13 protein-coding genes are annotated in these 16,048 nt (G+C 43.9%); 7 read left to right on the top strand and 6 right to left on the bottom strand.

Annotation, left to right across the window (positions count from 1 at the left end):
* The first annotated feature begins 34 nt into the window (after positions 1 to 34).
* The 4 genes from K8B83_RS07290 to K8B83_RS07275 all read left to right on the top strand — a co-directional run bounded on the left by K8B83_RS07290 (position 35) and on the right by K8B83_RS07275 (position 5,589).
* On the top strand, positions 35 to 484 hold the full coding sequence (locus K8B83_RS07290) for a DNA polymerase III subunit chi (protein WP_188740257.1): 450 nt from the start codon (positions 35 to 37) through the stop codon (positions 482 to 484).
* Positions 485 to 517: 33 nt separating this feature from the next.
* Complete coding sequence (locus K8B83_RS07285; protein ID WP_223419444.1) at positions 518 to 3,430, top strand: valine--tRNA ligase; 2,913 nt, start codon at positions 518 to 520, stop codon at positions 3,428 to 3,430.
* A 145-nt stretch (positions 3,431 to 3,575) separates the two neighbouring features.
* Entirely contained in the window at positions 3,576 to 3,914 is a 339-nt protein-coding gene (locus tag K8B83_RS07280) for a PBPRA1643 family SWIM/SEC-C metal-binding motif protein (RefSeq protein ID WP_188740206.1), read from the top strand.
* A 136-nt stretch (positions 3,915 to 4,050) separates the two neighbouring features.
* Positions 4,051 to 5,589, top strand: coding sequence for an MFS transporter (locus K8B83_RS07275; protein WP_223419442.1), 1,539 nt, complete (start codon positions 4,051 to 4,053; stop codon positions 5,587 to 5,589).
* An 858-nt stretch (positions 5,590 to 6,447) separates the two neighbouring features.
* On the opposite strand, the gene K8B83_RS07270 is transcribed toward K8B83_RS07275, so the two are convergent.
* The 3 genes from K8B83_RS07270 to K8B83_RS07260 all read right to left on the bottom strand — a co-directional run bounded on the left by K8B83_RS07270 (position 6,448) and on the right by K8B83_RS07260 (position 10,835).
* Complete coding sequence (locus K8B83_RS07270) at positions 6,448 to 8,766, bottom strand: OmcA/MtrC family decaheme c-type cytochrome (RefSeq protein ID WP_223419440.1); 2,319 nt, start codon at positions 8,764 to 8,766, stop codon at positions 6,448 to 6,450.
* Between the two features lie 335 nt (positions 8,767 to 9,101).
* Positions 9,102 to 10,058, bottom strand: a complete 957-nt coding sequence (locus K8B83_RS07265; RefSeq protein WP_223419439.1) for a LysR family transcriptional regulator — start codon at positions 10,056 to 10,058, stop codon at positions 9,102 to 9,104.
* Positions 10,059 to 10,121: 63 nt separating this feature from the next.
* Complete coding sequence (locus tag K8B83_RS07260; RefSeq protein ID WP_223419437.1) at positions 10,122 to 10,835, bottom strand: 16S rRNA pseudouridine(516) synthase; 714 nt, start codon at positions 10,833 to 10,835, stop codon at positions 10,122 to 10,124.
* An 80-nt stretch (positions 10,836 to 10,915) separates the two neighbouring features.
* Here K8B83_RS07260 and glnD point away from each other — a divergent pair, with 80 nt between their 5' ends.
* Positions 10,916 to 13,558 carry a [protein-PII] uridylyltransferase gene (gene glnD / locus K8B83_RS07255; protein WP_188740201.1) on the top strand — a complete coding sequence of 881 codons (2,643 nt, stop codon included), beginning with the start codon at positions 10,916 to 10,918 and terminating at the stop codon, positions 13,556 to 13,558.
* Positions 13,559 to 13,639: 81 nt separating this feature from the next.
* Positions 13,640 to 14,143 carry a YcxB family protein gene (locus tag K8B83_RS07250; protein ID WP_188740200.1) on the top strand — a complete coding sequence of 168 codons (504 nt, stop codon included), beginning with the start codon at positions 13,640 to 13,642 and terminating at the stop codon, positions 14,141 to 14,143.
* Here the strand turns inward: K8B83_RS07250 and K8B83_RS07245 are convergent.
* A complete protein-coding gene (locus K8B83_RS07245; RefSeq protein ID WP_188740199.1) occupies positions 14,140 to 14,616 on the bottom strand; it encodes a uracil-DNA glycosylase family protein in 477 nt (158 codons plus the stop codon). The two genes, K8B83_RS07250 and K8B83_RS07245, sit on opposite strands and share 4 nt — an antisense overlap.
* 280 nt (positions 14,617 to 14,896) lie before the next feature.
* The gene (locus K8B83_RS21630) at positions 14,897 to 15,022 is read right to left on the bottom strand and encodes a hypothetical protein (protein ID WP_263283587.1); all 126 of its coding nucleotides are present in this window, start codon (positions 15,020 to 15,022) and stop codon (positions 14,897 to 14,899) included.
* 96 nt (positions 15,023 to 15,118) lie between these two features.
* Between K8B83_RS21630 and K8B83_RS07240 the strand changes: the two genes are divergently transcribed.
* The gene (locus K8B83_RS07240) at positions 15,119 to 15,376 is read left to right on the top strand and encodes a hypothetical protein (protein ID WP_223419435.1); all 258 of its coding nucleotides are present in this window, start codon (positions 15,119 to 15,121) and stop codon (positions 15,374 to 15,376) included.
* A gap of 76 nt (positions 15,377 to 15,452) precedes the next feature.
* On the opposite strand, the gene K8B83_RS07235 is transcribed toward K8B83_RS07240, so the two are convergent.
* Positions 15,453 to 15,836 (bottom strand): MAPEG family protein, encoded by a 384-nt coding sequence (locus K8B83_RS07235; protein ID WP_188740198.1) that lies wholly within the window; start codon positions 15,834 to 15,836, stop codon positions 15,453 to 15,455.
* Positions 15,837 to 16,048 lie beyond the last annotated feature (212 nt).

Genomic DNA, 16,048 nt, shown 5'->3' with positions numbered 1-16,048 from the left:
GGCCAACTTATTAACCGCTAAAAAGCTGCACAACATGACTCAAGCCTTGTTTTACCTTATGCCTGATAATCATAATCAAATGAGTGCATTAGATGCGCTTTATTTGGCTGCCTGCCGGTTAGCAGAACAACATTATCGCCAGCAAAAAACCGTCTATATTCATTGCAAAGACAAACAACAAGCCTATGCAATTGACGAGTTACTGTGGCAATTTGAGCCAAACGCCTTTGTACCGCACAATTTAAAAGGTGAAGGCCCAGTAACAGGCGCGCCTGTTGAAATTGGTTTTGACACCCTAGGGCCAAATAAAAGTCGCCAAGTTCTGATTAATCTTGCAGACCAAATGCCCACTTTTGCGGTAAACTTGCCCCATATTATCGATTTTGTCGCTAATGACGATGAACTCAAGCGCATTGCCCGCAATCGCTACCGTCAATACCAAAGTGCCGGCATCACACCTAGCACCCAAGCATTAGCAGAATAAACACTTAATTTAGATAGAGAACATAACGCTCCTATGGAAAAAACATACAACCCAAAGTCTATCGAACAAGCCCTTTACCAAAACTGGGAAGAGCAAGGTTACTTCAAGCCCCATGGTGATGAATCACAAGGCAACTACTGCATCATGATCCCGCCACCGAACGTAACCGGTAGCTTACACATGGGTCATGCATTCCAAGACACTATCATGGATACCCTCACCCGCTATCAACGCATGAAGGGTAAAAATACCCTTTGGCAAGTGGGTACCGACCACGCTGGTATCGCCACGCAAATGTTGGTGGAGCGCAAGCTTGAAGCCGAAGAAGGTAAAACACGCCACGATTTAGGCCGTGACGCCTTTATCGATAAAGTCTGGGACTGGAAAGCACAGTCTGGCGGCACCATCACCAAACAACTTCGTCGCATGGGCGCCTCAGTTGATTGGGATCGCGAACGTTTCACCATGGACGAAGGCTTATCAAAAGCGGTTCAAGAAGTGTTTGTGCGTCTTTATGATGACGAATTAATTTATCGCGGCAAGCGCCTAGTCAACTGGGATCCAAAGCTGCACACCGCCATTTCAGACTTAGAAGTTGAAAACAAAGAAAAGCAAGGCCACATGTGGCACTTCCGCTATCCTTTGGCACAAGGTGCGCTCACGGCCGACGGTAAAGACTACCTCGAAGTTGCCACAACCCGCCCAGAAACCATGCTAGGTGACAGTGCAGTTGCTGTGCACCCAGATGACGAGCGTTACCAGTCACTCATTGGTAAATTCATTCTATTGCCTATCGTTAATCGATTAATCCCGATTGTTGCCGACGATTATGTCGACATGGAATTTGGCACAGGCTGCGTGAAAATCACCCCTGCACACGACTTTAACGACTATGAAGTAGGTAAGCGTCATGCATTGCCTATGTACAACATCTTCACTTTAGATGCATCGGTACGTAGCTTTGTTGAAGTGATTAACACCGACGGCACGCCAAACAAAGACATCGAAATGGCCTTACCAGAGCGTTATGTTGGCCTAGACCGTTTTAAAGCCCGTGATGCAATCGTTGCTGAGTTTGACACCCTAGGTTTACTTGAAAAAGTCGCGCCACACGGCTTAAAAGTGCCTTATGGCGATCGCTCAGGTGTGGTGATTGAACCATTACTCACAGACCAGTGGTACGTGGCCGTTGAGTCTATGGCTAAAACCGCCATCGAAGCGGTTGAAACCGGCGAAATCAAATTTGTGCCACAGCAATACGAAAACATGTACTTTTCGTGGATGCGCGACATCAACGACTGGTGTATTTCACGCCAGTTATGGTGGGGACACCGTATTCCAGCCTGGTACGACGAAAACGGCAAAGTGTATGTTGGTCGTAACGAAGCAGAAGTGCGCGCCAAGCATAAGCTTGCCGACTCAGCCGTACTGCGCCAAGATGATGACGTATTAGATACCTGGTTCAGTTCAGCGTTATGGACATTCTCAACCCTAGGCTGGCCAGACAATTTAGAAGACTTAAAAACCTTCCACCCAACAGATGTGTTGGTGACAGGTTTTGACATCATCTTCTTCTGGGTTGCCCGTATGATCATGATGACCATGCATTTCATTAAAGATGAAAACGGCAAACCACAAGTGCCTTTTAAAACCGTTTACGTGACCGGTCTTATCCGTGACGAAGCCGGCAACAAGATGTCAAAATCTAAAGGTAACGTACTTGACCCATTAGACATGATTGACGGTATTGAACTCGAAGCGCTAGTTGAAAAACGTACCGGCAACATGATGCAGCCACAGCTGGCCGCAAAAATTGAAAAGAGTACCCGCAAAGAGTTTAGCGAAGGCATTGAAGCGCACGGTACTGACGCATTGCGCTTTACTTTAGCTGCAATGGCATCAACCGGTCGCGACATTAACTGGGACATGAAGCGCCTAGACGGTTACCGCAGTTTCTGTAATAAGTTATGGAACGCATCACGCTACGTGCTGATGAACACAGAAACTCAAACCAACCCAGACAGCGACGAAGCTGGCACACCACTTGATTGCGGCCAAATCTTAGTTGACGGCAAACCAGGTGAAATGGAGCTGTCATTAGCCGACCGTTGGATTATTGGTTTATTCAACCAAACCGTAAAAACCTTCGACGACCACATGGCCGCTTACCGTTTCGACTTGGCAGCTAACACTTTATACGAGTTCACCTGGAACCAATTCTGTGACTGGTATTTAGAGCTCACCAAGCCTGTAATGCAAAGTGGCAGCGAAGCGCAAATGCGTGGCACACGCCATACATTAGTCACAGTGCTTGAAAAAATGCAGCGTTTAATGCACCCAATCATGCCATATATTACCGAAACTATTTGGCAGCGTGTTAAGCCGTTAGCCGGCGTAACCGGTGACACCTTGATGTTGGCCACGTTCCCAACCTATCAAGCTGATCAAGTTGATGCCACAGCAATGGCCGACCTTGAATGGGTTAAACAAGTGATTGTGGCAGTACGTAACATTCGCGCTGAGCTAAACATTGCCCCATCTAAGCCACTTAATGCGCTGGTTCGTGGTGTAAGTTATCAAGACCGTATTCGCCTAGAAGCCAACCAGGCTTTCTTTGCAAGTCTTGCCAAGCTTGAAACCATCACAGTGCTTGAAGAAGGTGACAGCGCGCCAATGTCGACAACCCAGTTAGTGGGCAATATGGAGCTACTCATTCCAATGGCCGGCTTAATTGATGTAGCTGCCGAAATGGCCCGTATCGACAAGCAACTAGAAAAGCTAGCGCAAGAAATTGCCCGTATTGAAGGCAAATTATCTAACGAAGGTTTTGTGGCCAAAGCCCCTGCCGCCGTTATTGATAAAGAGCGCGCAAAAATGACCGACTTAACTCGTGATATTGAAAAATTAAACGAGCAAAAAGTTGAGCTGGCTAAAATAGAAGCGTAATCAATTAATTACATTGATACTAAAAACCAGCGATGTGTCGCTGGTTTTTTTATTTTATACTTATAGCAAACTTTAATATCCCATTTTGCGTTTTTGCTGTATAAGCTTGCGCCAATATCATCATTCTATTTAATGGGTCAAAACCATGTCTGATAAATTCTTTTTTAAAGGTCGCAGAACCCCAAAGCCAGCCTATGGCGAAAGCGGTTATAACACCAAACGAGCGACTAAACCGGGTACTGAAATTTCACCGTTAAACCTCACGGTGCAAACTGAAGATCGCAAAGCAGAAGTTGCCACCATGGTCGCTGAGCACAAGCTATTTGCTAACATTACTGTTGATGCCGATAAAGCCGAGAACATTGTTGAGCTAACAGGTTTACTGAACAAACCTAAAACCGTTACGTTTGACGCAAAACCTAACCGTAATGATGTATGCACTTGCGGCAGTGGCAAAAAATATAAAAAATGTTGTGGCGCCTAAATATCGGCTAAAATGCACAGCAATTGACAATAAACAAAGCGGATCTCACGATCCGCTTTTTGTTTTTTGGATATTTTCCCTCAACTTAGGTAGAGTGTCTTGCGTTAACTCAACACACAATAATAAAGGGTGACTTATGAGCACTAATTCGCATTCAGGCAACGACCTGAGTGAAGTAAAACAACTGGGAATGTGGGCATCAATCACTAGCCTCGGTTATATTTTTTGGCTGGTCGGCGGCATGGAGCTGGTTGAACGTATCGCCTACTATGGCGTAAAAGCCTCTGCCGGTTTATATGCCAAATCCCCCGTATCTGAAGGAGGTTTAGGCATCGATTTGCACGATTACGGCATCATCATTGCTGTATGGGCTATGCTACAAACCTTTATTCCAGTATTAACTGGTGGTATTTCCGATCGAGTTGGCTACAAAGAAACCATTTTTGTATCAACCATCATTAAAATCATGGGCTATCTCACCATGGCGTTTTTCCCAAACTTTTGGGGATTTTTAGCCGGAGCCATGTTGCTTGCCGCAGGTACAGGGGTATTTAAGCCCGGTATTCAAGGCACATTAGTGTTGTCGACTAAACGCGAAAACACCTCAATGGCCTGGGGCATATTTTACCAGGTAGTTAATATCGGTGGATTCTTAGGGCCATTGGTTGCTGTGCATATGCGTCAGTTATCGTGGGACAATGTGTTTTATGCCTGTGCAGCCATCATCTCATTCAACTTTTTGTTTTTACTGGCTTATAAAGAGCCAGGTAAAGATGAACGTTTAGAACGTGCCAAAAAAATAAAATCTGGCGAAATCCAACAAGAAGCATTATGGAAAGACGCATTAAGAGAACTTAAAAAACCAGTCGTGATTTACTACATGTTGGTATTTGCAGGCTTCTGGTTTTTATATAACTCGTTATTTGACGTACTGCCTATTCATATTGCCGAATGGGTTGATACCAGCATTATTGTCACCTCATTATTTGGCCCAGAAGGCACCAGCAACGGTATTTTACAATTCTGGCTTGGCCTAAATAATGAAGGGACTAAGGTCATGCCAGAAGGCATGTTAAACCTTAACGCCGGTATGATCATGACTACCTGTTTCTTGGTGGCTGCATTTACTGCCAAGTACCGTATTACCACCGCCATGTTAGTGGGTTGTATCTTAAGTATTACCGCTATCATGCTGGTAGGCGCATTTAATGCTGCCTGGATGATTGTATTGGCCATCGCCATGTTCTCTTTCGGTGAAATGATGATTAGCCCAAAGAAAAACGAATTTATGGGTAATATTGCCCCTGAAGGTAAAAAAGCCATGTACCTAGGCTTTGTGATGTTACCGCAAGGGATAGGTTGGACTTTAGAAGGCTACTTTGCCCCTAAGCTTTACCAAATTTATGCCTCTAAAGAGATTATCTCGCGTAATGAATTAGTCAGCCGTGGCATGAGCCAAACTGATGTTGATGCGATTCCACAAGGTGAAGCCTTTATGCGTTTAGTCGATTTTACCGGCATGGAAGCACAACAATTAACCCATATGCTTTATGAAGCCAATAACATTGGTATGGCATGGTACATCATTGCTGCTATCGGGATTATTTCGGCTGTGGGTATCTTTATCTACGGTAAATGGTTATTGACCATGCAGCGCCAACAAACGGCAGCGTAACCGCTAATAGCACTCGATTAGCACCGCAAATCATCAATTCCAAGGGAGGCAGCAATGCCTCCTTTTTGTATCTACGATAAAATGGCGATCACTCTTGAGTCTAAAGCTAGAGTCTAGAACCTAGAGCGCTACGCTGCTAGGACGCTGCGCGGCTAGAATCTATAAAGTCTTAGAAGCAAAGCGACCTAGCAGGACGAAGTCCGCTCTAGCAGCGAAGCGACCCAGCAGGACGAAGTCCGCTCTCTGGCGAGCTTGCGAGTTCCTAGGACCTAGGACCTAGAACCTAGTACCTAAGCCCCAAAAGCCAACACCTGGGTCCCGGCTCAAAAGCGTTACCGGGACGACGTAGTACTCTAGCAGCGTAGCAACCTAGCAGGACGAAGTCCGCTCTCTGGCTTGCGAGTTCCTAGGACCTAGGACCTAGGACCTAGAACCTAAGCCCCAAAAGCCAACACCTGGGTCCCGGCTCAAAAGCGTTACCGGGACGACGTAGTACTCTAGCAGCGCAGCGACCTAGCAGGACAAAGTCCGCTCTAGCAGCAAAACAACCCTAGCAGGACGAAGTCCGCTCTCTGGCGAGCTTGCGAGTTCCTAGGACCTAGAACCTAAGCCCCAAAAGCCAACACCTGGGTCCCGGCTCAAAAGCGTTACCGGGACGACGTAGTACTCTAGCTGCGTAGCAACCTAGCAAGACAAAGTCCGCTCTAGCAGCGTAGCAACCTAGCAGGACAAAGTCCGCCCTAGCAGCGTAGCGCCCCTAGCTACACCGAAAATCAAACAAAAAAAGAGGGCGACATTGCTGCCGCCCTCTTACTTAGTTTCTTATGTGATGATTAAGAAATTGTATTTTGTATTAACCTAGTGAGCCACAGTTGAATGCACTGTATCAATACCGTAAGTTTTACCTTCAGCATGACAAGTTGCACAAGACTCTACAGGTAAATCAGCAGTAGTATCTGGTTCACCTTCAACTGTTGCACCATTCGCTTTAAAGTGAGCCAGTGCTGCGGCATCAGAGTGAGCGTGACAAGTACGGCATGACTCTGCAACTGGAGAGATAAACTGAGTACCAGCAGAATTAACCGCAATAGCACGTTTACCTGACGCTAAACCACCATCAGCAGCAAAGATATTCATGTCGTCTTTATGACAAGCTGAACATTCAGTCGCAACAGCAGGGTAACCTTGGGTTTCCATATCTGAATTTAAGTTAATTGCAGGGAAACCACGGTTATCGTCCCATAAACCACTGTGGAAGCGGTGAGAAACAGTCATTAAGTCGCGGTTGTTGTAAGTTAAATCATCAATGGTTGCAAATACAGGTTCACCATCGTCATTAACTTCATCTGTTTTGTATTCAACAGTAACATGGTAAGAACCACCCCATGTGTTGTTATGACAACCCATACATTGGTCAAAACGTTCGTTACCATAGTGTTTTGCAATGCCAAGAGAAGTATGACAAGTGCTACATTTCGCTTCATCTGCGGTCACCATTGATGGCACACTTTGACGAGCAATGTTAGCACCAGAACCATCTGCATTAGCTAGATTCCAGTATTTGGTGTCCATAGTAACTGCAACATATTCAACAGCATATTGGTCTTCACCGCTGGCATCTTGACAGGCAACTAATTTAGCATCTGAATCAGCACACACCGAGAAGCGAGGCGTAATTGCGATAGTTTGACCAGCAACATTAAAGTTAGCCACTTTAGTCACCACAAACTTACCACCAGATGAAACTACACCAGATAGGTTTACAGAAGTACCCACATAATAAGTACCATCAGCGTCAACTGTACCTGTTTTGATTTCGTCGTAGTTTGCATAATCTGCAAAATCGAATCCATCAACAATTGGAGAGCCATCAACTGTTACATCAAATGTAATTGTCATTTGGTCTTGCATTACACCGCTTACATCAACTGCATCTTCAGCATAAACCACATTGCTTACGGACATGACAATTGAATCAGTCGTCATTGCACGTACGCCGACATTATGAGCTTGCATAGGGCTTAAACTACCCGCACCATGACAACCAGAACATACAGCGTCACTCGCAGGAATAATGCCATTATGGTTATCACCCGTGGTTAAGTCGACATCAACGTGACAAGACACACAAGCTTCAGCATAAATGTTATCGTTCCACTGAGTACCGTTATCATGACATGCTGTACACTCATTTAACTCAGATGGGAAACCAATTTCACCAAACATTTCTTTGGCTTCGCCAGTGAGTGAGTCTGCAATTTGATGTCCCGCATGAATGGTGTGGATCATGGCATTGAAATTAGCGTTATAGCCTTTTTCAGGATCATCTTGTCCGCCCGCATAGGCTGGGTTATGGCAAGCCACACAGTTTTCCACTTTTTGATAATTATGGTGAGCATCAATATTAGCAATACGCATGTCAGTATCAGCGTAACCATCTAATGAGCTGTGACATTTAATACATGCCGCATTCGACACAGAGTCTTTTTCAGAAACAGCTAGCTCACCCGTTGCAGGAATAAAATCTAACGGTGTTGATAAAATTTTATCGCTGATACTTGTTCCGTCTGCGTCTACTACATCATAAGCACGAATAATTACACGAACTAAATCGTTAGCATCACCGTCGGTTAATACGACGGGCGCATTACCTTCGTGAGTCCAAGAACCAGTATAGGTACCAGGATTAGCGGTATCTTCAGCAAGCGTACAGGCATTAACCACAGAGCCATCACGCGCTGTCGTGCTACCGGTTAAATTACAGTACATGCTGCTGCCAAAATCATTGGCTAAAGTATGACTGGTCCATAACATAGGAGCGCCAGTATCAGTGGTATTTTCTGATTGGCTCATCACATATAAAGCCACTCTTTCAAGCCCAGAAAAAGGAACAACTTTGTTACCTGTACCGATCCCAGAAACAGTAAACTTAATGCTAAATGGATCGCTACCCACCACCACAATATCTGCTGGGTCGAGCGTTAAATTGAAGCCATATGCATTTTCTACGGTTGTTACAGTCAATGCAGCAGACGTACCGTCAGCACCATCTACTCCGTCAACGCCATTAACACCATCAACGCCGTCGGCGCCATCGGATCCATCCGAGCCACACCCTGCAATACCAAAAGCTGCAATAAACGCTGCAGCCAGTAAAGTTCTATTATATTTTTTCATCTTAAATCCCCCGATTTAGATTTGTAGGTCTTACACATACAAAATATAAGGAATTACGCCAAAATACCCGTGCGAGATAGTAAAGCTGTGACGATTGGTTGCAAATTCGTTAACAGAAATTTGCAGTTTTATTATCGGATATACTGATAGATGAAAGGGGGAATTTCATTATTTGCAACCCTAAAGAGGTATTTGAAAAGACAGAATAAATCCAGTTGTGGAAACCAATCAACTACCAACCCCAAGCGATTGATTTTTATCAAGTTAAAATATTATCCTGCATGGTGGTTAATAAGACATCCTTGTCCGTTCGTCCATTGAGATTTTGAATCCGCTCACATTATTATTGAACGAGTGATATTGATTATCATTTGCTTCACATCTGTAGAATATCTGCGGTAATGCTCTGCTCGTTCAATTAAACAGTAATCCGGCATAGGCATCACAGAATTAAGCCGGGCAAACTCTGAGGCGGCTAATCGCTCAACGCGCAACTGGGGGATCTGGCTTGCAAAAGAACCCTCATTACAAATCGTTAGCGCCAAACTGTCCAGGGTAAGTATGTGCCAATACCAATCTTCAAGTTTTTTAACACATTCAATATCTTCTAACGGTAAGCCATGTGTTTGGCAATACAGTTCTAGTGGATCGATACGATTGTTAAAACCTCGACATTTCAAATACACAATAGAGTGTTGGATCACATCCTCAAGTGTAATTTCATCGGCATTATCCCATACAGAATGTTGTTGCTTACCCACTAAACACAATGACGTGACACGGCCAATAGTGTGCACTTCTAAACCATGGGCATCTTGAGTATCAAACCCAATGCCAAAATCCAACTCACCATTATAAATCAGCTCTTCGGTGTCACTCTGCCAACTGTGTAACTTGACTTTACCTATCGTATCGCGAGGACACTGGCTTAAGGCAATGGCAACACTGGTAATAATACTTGGCGATACAGCCACATGTAATATTGACGTTTGTTGGTGACTAGACTTGTCTTCGGCTACACGCTCAATTTGCCCAATCATGTCACATAGCTGGCACACAGGCTGATACAAACGCTCTGCCAGTGGCGTGGGTTTTAGACCTTGTTGGCGACGAAAAAACAGCTCATCATTAAAGATGACCCTTAGCGAGGTCAGGCAACGACTGATTTTTGGAGCAGAAACAGCTAACTCTTTAGCGGCGCAATTAGCAAACCCAGTTTCATAGATAATCTTAAATACCAGCAAACTAAACACATCAAGCTCACTGACTTTTTTCAATGCTTGAAAATTCACATGTCACCTATGGCCTATTGAGATGACCTTAAATTAACATGTTGCAGGTAAGAAAAAGTTGATCTAGTGCTGAATAATGCAATCAACTTCAGCTTTTGTTAATGAACGAAACTGTCCGGGTAACAGTGTGTTATCCAGTACGATTTCCCCTATAGACACTCGATGCAGGGCAACAACAGGATTACGAAAACGGCCAAACATGCGTTTTATTTGATGGTACTTTCCTTCACGCAACACCACTTTGGCCTGGTGGCTCGACAAGATGGTAAGTTGCGCAGGCAAAGTTGTAATGCCCTCGTATTCAAAATACATCCCTTGTGCAAATGCCTCGATATAGTCATCACCAATAGGATTGGCCAAAGTAACAATATATTGTTTGGCCACTTTGTTTTGTGGCGCCATTAATGCCGCTGACCATTTCGCGTCATTGGTCACCAATAATAACCCCGTTGAATGTAAATCTAGCCGCCCTGCAACATGCAGCATGTCATGGTCAACGCCCGTTAATAAACTCAAAGCCGTTGGGTGTTGTTCATCAATAGTTGCACTCACTACCCCATCGGGTTTATTAAGCATAAAGTACTGTTTTTCATACTGGCGCAACACCACCCCGTTACATTCAACATGCGTAAATTCATCAATTTGCAAATCAGGTGACTTTGCCAACACACCATTAACCAATACTTTATTATCAATCAGTAAATTACGGACCGCTTTTTTCGAAATCTGTAACGTACGGGCGATAAACTGGTCTAAGCGACCTCGTTTAGACACCATAAAACCTCATAAAATAGAGTGATACCATTTTGGGTAAGAATACCTTATTCTGTAAAAGGACTACACAACTAAGGAGTAACATGCTTTCGCAACCTGGCAGTACAGATTTGCGCCCAGACATGAGCACTGCAGAACTTAAGCAGGCAATAAAGTCACTGGATCAATTTTTACAAGATAACATTTTTCAGAGTGCGATTAATGACACGTTAAACAAGCGTTCACAATTTTTTGATACTCTCCTTTGCCAACGTTGGCAATCACTTGGTTTAGATGATCGTCACATTTCACTCAATGCTGTTGGCGGTTATGGCCGGCAAACCTTGCACCCCTTCTCCGACATTGATATTTGTATCATTCACGACGGTGAACTTAGCGCTAACGATGGCGCAAAAGTCAGTGAATTTTTAACTCAGTTATGGGATATTGGCCTCGACCTCGGCCATGCAGTGCGTAGCTTAAAAGATACCTTTCAAGCCTGTAAAGACGATGTCACCATTGCCACCAGCCTGCTCGAAATTCGCCATTTGTATGGCAATAGCGACCATCAACAACAAGTGCTAACCGCGCTATACGGCCAAGATTTATGGCAAAGCCAGGCATTTTTTAATGCCAAATTGAGCGAACAACAAGAACGCCACGCCAAAGCACAAGGTACCGCATTTAGCATCGAACCCAATTTAAAAACCAGCCCAGGCGGCATTCGTGACATTCAAACCCTCACCTGGGTGGCTCGTAAACATTTTGGTGTGGCAAATATGCAATCACTGCGTCGCTTCGGTTTTTTAACCAACGACGAATACGCCGAGCTAATGGAATGCCAAAACTTTTTGTTTAGAGTGCGCTTTGCCCTGCACCAGGCCGCTCAGCGCTCCGAAAACCGCTTATTACTGCAATACCAAGCTGAAGTCGCCAAACTAATGGGCTTTGGTGACAGTGTGTCCATCGGCGAAAGCGGCAGTATTGCAATTGAAAAAATGATGCGTCAGCTTTTCAGGGCAATGAAACGCATTGGCGAATTAAACAAAATATTAATGGCCTATTTTCAACGCGAAATCATCCCAGAGCTCAATCCAGTTATTATTGCCATTAATGACAACTTTGAAATTGTCGACCAGTACATTCATGTTCGTGATGAAACGGTATTTATTGACCGAACTCAAATCATGGCGTTATTTGAATTTATAGCCATTCACCACGACAAAATCATCGGCATTACTGCAGAAACACTGCGCTTATTGCGCCAAGTTAGACGCCGCCTCATGGGCGACTTACAAGACTTTCAACGTTGCCGCGAGCAATTTAAAGCCATTTTTGCCCACCCAGAAGGCATGGGGCTGGCCATTACCTTAATGCACCAACACGGTATTTTGGCATCGTACCTGCCGCAATGGCGTGAAGTGGTTGGCCAAATGCAATTTGATTTATTCCATGCCTACACCGTCGATGAGCATACTCATAAAGTATTGAAAAACATTTATGCATACAGCAAAAATATAAAAAGTCTTGATAAAGATTTAGCCTTAGCGGCAGACATTTACCAAAAAATGTCCAACAAATCTAACTTACTGTTTGCAGCATTATTTCATGATTTAGCCAAAGGCCGTGGTGGAGACCACAGTGAACTAGGCGCAGTAGATGCGAGCATGTTTGCCAAATTTCATGGCTTAAAAGCGTCTCAAGAAGCACTAATTTGTTGGTTGGTAGAAAACCATCTATTGATGTCAATCACCTCACAACGGATGGACATTTACGATCCAGACGTTATCAACACCTTTGCAAAAAAAGTCGGCACCCTAACCCGTCTCGATGCGCTTTATTGCCTCACTATTGCAGACATTCAAGCCACCAATGATGATTTATGGAATGACTGGAAAGCCTCATTGTTGCAAGATCTGTATTTTATCACCCGTAAAGCGTTGCGAGGTGGTTTTGAAAACGTTCTTCAAATCCGCACCCTTGTGCGCGAGCACAAGCAAGAAGCGCTTAACTTGCTCAACTGCGATACAGACACCACAAACGATATCAAAACCTTATGGAAGCGATTACCCATTGCCTTTTTCAGCAATGCTGAAGCCGATGATATAGCTAGATACACACAGGCAATGCTGCAACACAACCCAGTACCAACAGAAGATAATCAGTTTAATACATTAATTTTACTCGATGATGCCATTGTAAAAGGCTGCAGCGACGTATTTGTGTATACCAAAGACCGCCCTGGATTATTTGTAAAGCTGTTTAACACTCTAGCGGCACTGCGAATTTCAGTAAAACAGGCTCAAATTGCCCGCACAAAAGACGGTTATGTGGTTGAGTCATTTAAGGTGCTCGATTTTGACGAAAAGCCCATTACCAGTGCCCAGCGCCGCAAACAAGTATTAAACAAATTGCATCAAGTGCTAGACAAAGGCTTAGCGTTGCCAAAAAAACGAGCTTCAAGACGTCACCAAAGTTTTGATAATCATCCTACAATTGAATTTTTGCACTCACGTAAATCAACACGCTCTTTAGTGAATGTGTCTGCACTGGACACCAGTGACTTTATGGAGCAAATTGCCAGTGCATTTCGCTTACTCGAACTCAATATTCACTCAGCCACCATCAGTACGGTTGGTGAACGAGCAGATAACGTGTTTTCATTATCAAATAAAGAAGATAAACAGCTCACAGCAGAAGAGCAGCAACAATTATCTGTGGCATTGGTCAGTTCAATTACAGGTTAATTAGGCCGGTTTGCTTCAAGCTTTGAGCAAACTGGCGACTATGCGATAATCTTGGTAATTCCATTGCAGTCATAGGTCATCATGTCATCAGCTTTTAATTACACCGCAGAGTATGTGCTCGATAAAACCTACTTTGAAGAATGCTTTACTCAGTCGGTAAATACCGCTCCCAGCCTAAAACAATACAGCAAAACAGCTATATTTGTAGTGATTGGTTTGGCCATTTTAATGCAAGAAAGTATTGGCCAATTACCTGCCAATACAAAAGAAATGTATTACTTAGGCTACTTTTTTATTGGCTTAGCCGTTGTCGAGTGGTTAAGCATTCGTTTTAAAAAAACCTGGTGGTTATGGCGGCAAATGATCAGTAAAGCCGCTGGCGATACAGTTACATTAGTCGTTGATGATAGCGGGATCCACAGCAAATCGACTCATGTAAATCAACAGATTTTATGGACCGATGTGTACCGCATCACCCAAACCGACGCAGGCTTTTTAATCGCCATGCAAAAAAGCACCACTTATTTGTCTAAGCGTTGTTTATCACCAAGTGCCATTGATTTTATCGCCAGTAAACAGGCCTAGGCCAATGCTTTAGCGACACGCAGTTTTATGTCGCTAAGCAAGTCTTTTTCAAACCATGGATTGCGGCTCAACCAAATATTATTGCGAGGGCTTGGGTGGGGCAACGGTATATAGCGAGGCCCAAAGCTGTGCCATTGTTTTACCGTTTCGGTGAGCGTTTTAGGTTTATTTATTAAGGAATTCCTACCAAGGTAATACTGCTGAGCATAATGGCCTACCAACAAAATCAACTCTACATTCAGCAAGCGCTGCAATAATAAATCATGCCACCTAGGCGCACATTCCGATCGAGGCGGTAAATCACCCGATTGACCTTTTTTAGCTGTAGTCGCAGTATAACTCCCAGGATAACAAAACCCCATTGGCATAATGGCAACCTGCTTAGCATCGTAAAATACTTCTCGGCTTACGCCTAGCCATTCACGTAACCTGTCACCACTGGCATCATTAAAAGGAATACCCGTTTCATGCACTTTACGCCCAGGCGCCTAGGGTCTGTTGATCTTTCAAGGTTGTTTTTGCAGCGAATTGTTGGCCATTTCTACAAGGCAGAGACTTTGAGGTGTAGTTATTCTACATAAAAAGTCGATAACGCAGTAAAAATGACCAACAAACGCTGCCCGAAGGGTTCGGCTAAAAACGTTTTACTCTTTGTTGAATGGATTTTGCTTAGATGACTAGGCATCAATCCATTCGTCTCGATTAAAACGTTTTTAACTCGAACAAAATTCAATCAGCAAAGATCAATAGACCCTAGCCAATTATCAATATTTTTGCTTGAGGATCGAGTTGCACCACAGGGCGAACACCATCAGTTAATGACGCCGCACAAAGTTGACATTGATTAACTTGGTTGAGTAACACCTCAAACTCGGTCATAACATTATTACCTAAATCGATTTAGACACTACCCAAAGGAACTAAGCTACAGTAATATTTGTCAAAATAACAAAGTTCTCCCAAGAAGGAACAATTATGTCAACATCTATTACCCTTTCTCGCATAGCCATTGCTGCCTTATTTACTAGCGGTTTAGCCTTAAGCTTCAATGCAAGTGCGCTGCCTCAAGCACCAATGAAAGACATCGTTTCGTTAAAAGAAGCCTGTCAGCAAATAGCGGTAGAAGATCAATTACCTGAAACCGAAGTCGCTGCATTTTTACTTGACTGCGTTAACGATCAGCTTACCGAAATGGGCTACGAGCGTATCGCCAGCCTAGACGCTCCCCAATAGCAAACTCGCATTAACTCACAGCCATAAAAAAACGCCAACAAGGCGTTTTTTATGGTTATTACAACGTTTATAGCCTTTAAAAAGCCTGGCAAAATATCGCTATCGACGCGCCTATCGCCACAAACCAAGATAACGACCGCATTGTGCTGTAATCTAATAAATACAACACATGGTACACCACTCGGGCAACCACATGGACAATGGCCAGTAATGCCACCACATCGGTGACATTATTGGTCACTAATGCCGTGAGCACAGCCACCCCAAACACGATTAATGACTCAAACGCATTTTGATGCCCTGCAACGGCTCGCGCGCCAAAACCGGTTAATTGCGCTTGCTGCGCGCGCGGATGGTTGTTGTCATAACGGCCTAACTTAGCCATCGCCATCGCAACAGGCACTTTAGCGGCATATGGCAATAACATAGCTATAAGTAAACAAATCAAAATCGTGTGCATGGTATCCCTTCATTTTTGTGAGAGTTAATTAGTCCGCATTAACGGCGTTTTTAATCTTATACCATTTCCATTAATTATGTGACCAATCAGATAATTAGTGGAATTGGTATTAACATCGATTACGACGTCTTCAGCTATTTATGTAAATTATAAAAAATCAATACTCAATGAAATCGCTTCTATGACACGCGGTAAACCCATCCATGGGCGCT

It is taken from the genome of Shewanella inventionis (assembly GCF_019931735.1).
Lineage (GTDB): Bacteria > Pseudomonadota > Gammaproteobacteria > Enterobacterales > Shewanellaceae > Shewanella > Shewanella inventionis.
This window is presented reverse-complemented; position numbering and strand designations above follow the sequence as displayed.